Raw genomic sequence first — 3,112 nt, 5'->3', positions numbered from 1 at the left:
AGATGTTCTGGCTGAGGAAATTCTCTCCGGACGGGTTTCTGATGGGGATACTGCCATGGTCGATATCGATGAGGAAGGTAAGGTGAAAGTTATTTCGGGGGAAAGACGCGAGTTAATCGCTCCCGTGATCGAATAAATTCTTACTGGAATTAGTTAAATAAAAGGTGGGCTTTTTGCTCACCTTTTCTCGTAAAGATAGGGGAAAAAAGTGCGATGAAAGTTTGGGTTGTGGGCTGTGTTTTCTTATTTTTGTTGGTGGAATTTTATCAGTGGGCCAAGGGGTTTATTTTGCCTTTACCTATCTATGTTTTTGCTGGAGCTTTATTATCGATCGCTTCTAATTATTCTCAAGATATGAGCAATTTATTTGCTAGAAATGAACAGGTTTATCAAACTGCTAGTTTAAGTGATATTCCTGACATTTTGACGGCAGAAACCCCAATTACCAGCCTAGAAGCGGCAGCATCGGAGGATGGTAAAAAGCTATCAAATTAGGCGGTTTTGTAGAATTGCCATGTCATAACTAGGGTAAAAATCACTAAAACTAGCCAAGGAACTAAAATTAAATTGCGTTTATCAGTAAAGAAAAAGGGAAAGAAAGTGACTCTTTGAATTAATGGTTTAGCTTCAGGAGAATTTGATTTCTCCATACACCACGAGGAGGTGAGTAAACAAGTAATGTTACGAAAACGACTACCTAGTCGAAATTCTTGATGGGTTTTGGGAGTAGCAAAGAAAATTATACCTACTTCTGTAGTAGAGGATAAACTAACGGATGCTATTTGAATAATAAAAGCAATAATAAGAAGCGTAATAATTAACGAACGTCTCCAATGAAAATTGGATAACAAATACTGAATTAAGAGAGCGATTAGGGGAATCAATAATAGATGAATAGAAGTGACTTGGTAGCGCGCTCCCCATGCAGAGTCTCCATGCCAAAAATCAAGACGGCTAGTAGCTAAGGTAAAGAGAATAAGATTCAATAAAGCTGTCAATATATAGCCACGAAGATAGGGAGATAATGTTTTCCATACATAAACTGTCAATATTAAACAAGGTAGAAGCAGTGGATCATATATGAAAATGCTTTTAGCTGGAGAAAATAATACTCCTAATATTCCGACTGAAGGGTGATTAATCATTAGATAATTATCTGGCAGTTTTGGTAAACCCTCCAAAAAAGGATCGGTATTCATAGTATCAATATCTATTGCTCTCAACGTCCAAAATTGTCCAAATCTTTGGAAGTTAAAATATTGGTTGATTAACATAATAGGAATAGCACCTAATATCGAAATAGCAAGAGACTGTAATATAGCCGGCCAACTTTTTCTTTTGTATAGTAAAATACCAAACAAAAATAATAGAGTAGTTGCTATATGAATAATACTGGTGGTTCTAACTAAAAAAGCACAGCCCAAAGCAACTCCACTTAAATAAATATTGATAATCTTGTTATTTTTTAGATAATTAAAGATAGCAATATAAGCCAAAATAATAAATAATAAAACTTGATTATTTTGTTGATTATTTTGAGCATAATTTAAAACCGTGGTAGTGAGCAACCAAGTTATGCTAGAAATTTTAGCTATTTTTTCGCTAAATTCTAGCTTAATTAACAAATAGTAAGCTGAAATCACCACTGCTATGTTGATGGGGAGAAAAATTAACCAGTTAACAACAAATCTTCGGCTTAACTCTTCGGGAATTCTGGGAATAAGTTGATGTATCGTAGTTCCTAGCCAATCCCCCGGTAACATTAATAAAGATTGACCTACTTCATAGGTATGATAACGTTTACCATCTCTACTTAGACTTCCAATGGTATTGTCCAGACGACTGGAAGGCTTATAGTTAGTATCTAGTTGAATTTCAGGCTCTCCCGTCCAGATAGCATGGGTTATACTCAAGCGAGCCAAAGTATCTCCACTAACGAGACCAGTGTTAATCACCGCCATCCATAAAAATGTTATTAAACTAATTTTTATGATGTTCCTTTTTGATGAGTTGTTCATTTTTTATCTACTCCTGTAAAACCATATTGAGGCAGTTGATGTCCTGATAATGTATTTAATCCTTCTCCATACTAACCTAAGTTCGGGATCAGCCGAAACCCTAATTTTACCCTAGCCAGTCAGCCCTATTCTTTCCTGGAAGTCATGGCAAAATCTCCTTAACCCGAACTGAAGTTATCTACTCCCCGCGCAACTACCGAACCGGGTTTTTTGCATCGAGAATACATGAAGCATCTAAGAGGATAATATTTTTTGATTCGACAACCGAACAACTCTTGCTTAACTGGGATAAAACGAGGGGGGTTCCCGCTTGCAGTCTTTCTACCGCATCAGAAGTTACCGATCCAAAGGATTGAAGGCCAACTTTATCGATTGGGTAGTCTGGGGAAAAAGCGGAGCGATCGAGTAACCAAAAACGAATGTTATTTTTCTGGATAAAGTTCTGCACGGCAGTCAGATCGGGACTATATTGGGCCTCGATCAAGTCGATATATCTTTGGCGAAGTTTTTCATAGAATAACAAGTTATAGGGTTCTAAGGAGTCTCGGTGGACAAACACGGGACGCAGGGCAAAGGAGGGAATATTATCACCCTCTAGGGAGAGAGAAGCCACGAGACTATCTTTCGGCTGTTTAGCTAAAAACTGATAAAGCTCCGGTTCTTTTCCCGTAATATAGCTAACTTTTGGGAAAAAATAGTATTTTTTCAGAGAGAGCGGATACAGTAGTGCGGATACCGCAATAACGATGAGCATTATATAGGTTAAAAAAACTCTCGATAAGCAAACCTCTCTTGCGGGAAGTGTATTTTTTCTATCTCTTCCGACAAAATAAACTAATCCTAATATTTGGATGACCATCAGTCCAGTCAGCAAGAGCGAGCGAGTTCGATTGAAATAAAGAATCGGCAGGTAGGAATAAATCATTGCTACTTGAAGTAGGAGAAAGATAATGAGGTTCTTCGTTACTTGGTATGGTTCGATAGGGGGGCATAAATCGACTAAATCCTTATCTGGCAAGAGACTTAATTGATTAGTTCGCTCTAGAGCAAAAACAATTGACAAAAATCGCTAAATGCCTTTCTCTATAAGGGTT

General features: G+C 37.4%; 3 protein-coding genes. 1 reads left to right on the top strand and 2 read right to left on the bottom strand.

The features are described 5' to 3' along the window. Positions 1-213 precede the first annotated feature (213 nt). Positions 214-495: a hypothetical protein gene (locus O9332_RS02205; protein WP_288023464.1), complete on the top strand. Its 282-nt coding sequence runs from the start codon at positions 214-216 to the stop codon at positions 493-495. Here the strand turns inward: O9332_RS02205 and O9332_RS02200 are convergent. Both O9332_RS02200 and O9332_RS02195 read right to left on the bottom strand, forming a co-directional pair. After that, the gene (locus tag O9332_RS02200; protein WP_288023462.1) at positions 492-1,961 is read right to left on the bottom strand and encodes a glycosyltransferase family 39 protein; all 1,470 of its coding nucleotides are present in this window, start codon (positions 1,959-1,961) and stop codon (positions 492-494) included. The genes O9332_RS02205 and O9332_RS02200 overlap by 4 nt on opposite strands. Before the next feature lie 250 nt (positions 1,962-2,211). After that, a complete protein-coding gene (locus O9332_RS02195; protein ID WP_288023460.1) occupies positions 2,212-3,081 on the bottom strand; it encodes a hypothetical protein in 870 nt (289 codons plus the stop codon). Positions 3,082-3,112 lie beyond the last annotated feature (31 nt).

The sequence above is a fragment of the Microcystis sp. LE19-10.1B genome (genome assembly GCF_027530565.1).
Lineage (GTDB): Bacteria > Cyanobacteriota > Cyanobacteriia > Cyanobacteriales > Microcystaceae > Microcystis > Microcystis aeruginosa.
Note: the sequence above shows the minus strand (reverse complement) of the source record. Positions and strands in the feature narration are given on the sequence as shown.